At 39.7% G+C, this 1,023-nt stretch carries 1 protein-coding gene; it reads right to left on the minus strand.

Going from position 1 to position 1,023, the window contains the following annotated elements:
- Positions 1-36: 36 nt before the first annotated feature.
- On the minus strand, positions 37-969 hold the full coding sequence (locus R5R67_RS19415) for an IS5-like element ISAba13 family transposase (RefSeq protein WP_001043692.1): 933 nt from the start codon (positions 967-969) through the stop codon (positions 37-39).
- Positions 970-1,023 lie beyond the last annotated feature (54 nt).

Consider the following 1,023-nt stretch of genomic DNA (forward strand, 5'->3'; position numbering starts at 1 on the left):
GATTTAAAAGTTAAGACTTCTCATATCTACTCAAATTTAAGTGACAACTCGGGTATGTGGTCTGCCTAAGTCCGTAAATTTATTTAATACTGCCATACGTGCATGAATCTCATTGACTTGGCTTTGAAAATTTCTCGCACTGAGTTTATCCCCTAATAATTTGATGCAATGCATCTTGGTTTCAACCAAACTTCGCCGATGATAGCCTGACCATTTCTTCCAAATAGTTCTTCCTAAACGTTTAACTGTTCGAAGCAACTCATTGCGTTCTAGCGAGCCCATCTTTTTATCTTTCCATGGCTTCGCATTTTTTCTTGGTGGAATCACTGCATGTGCTTGCCGATCCGCAATGACCTGTCGGCACTGTTTGGTATCATAAGCTCCATCGGTATAGACGGAGTCAACTCTCTCATCTTGTGGAATCTGATCGAGTAAATCACCAAGTACCTGTGAATCACTCACATTGTTGGTTGTGAGCTGAACAGCGCGTATTTGTAAGGTTTTAGCATCTATACCAATATGTAATTTACGCCATTGGCGACGATATTCAGGCTGATGTTTTTTACGCTTCCATTCACCCTCACCTAAGAATTTCAGACCTGTAGAGTCAACGATTAGATATAGTCCATCACAACTTTTTTGATAGCTAATCACAATATCAATATGCTGTTGTCGTCTACAAATTGTAGTGTAGTCTGGCGCTATCCAATTTAACCCACAAAGATGGATGAGACTTTGAACAAAGCCAGTGACCATGCGTAAAGATAATCGAAAGAGAGATTTAATCATTAGGCAGCATTGGATAGCTGCGTCGGAGTAAGTTTGATTTCGTCCTTGTTTGCCTTTTGATGGGGCATACCATTGCGTAGCAGGATCAAACCAAATGGCAATATTTCCACGATTAATGAGAGCTCGGTTATATGAAGACCAATTGGTTGTGCGATAAATTTTTGGTGTCGACTTATTCATTTGAAAATTATATTGTGGAATAAGCCTTTAGAGATAGGTTTGTGCAACAAAGCC

It is taken from the genome of Acinetobacter sp. OYA S30 (assembly GCF_033599315.1).
Classification (GTDB): domain Bacteria; phylum Pseudomonadota; class Gammaproteobacteria; order Pseudomonadales; family Moraxellaceae; genus Acinetobacter; species Acinetobacter baumannii.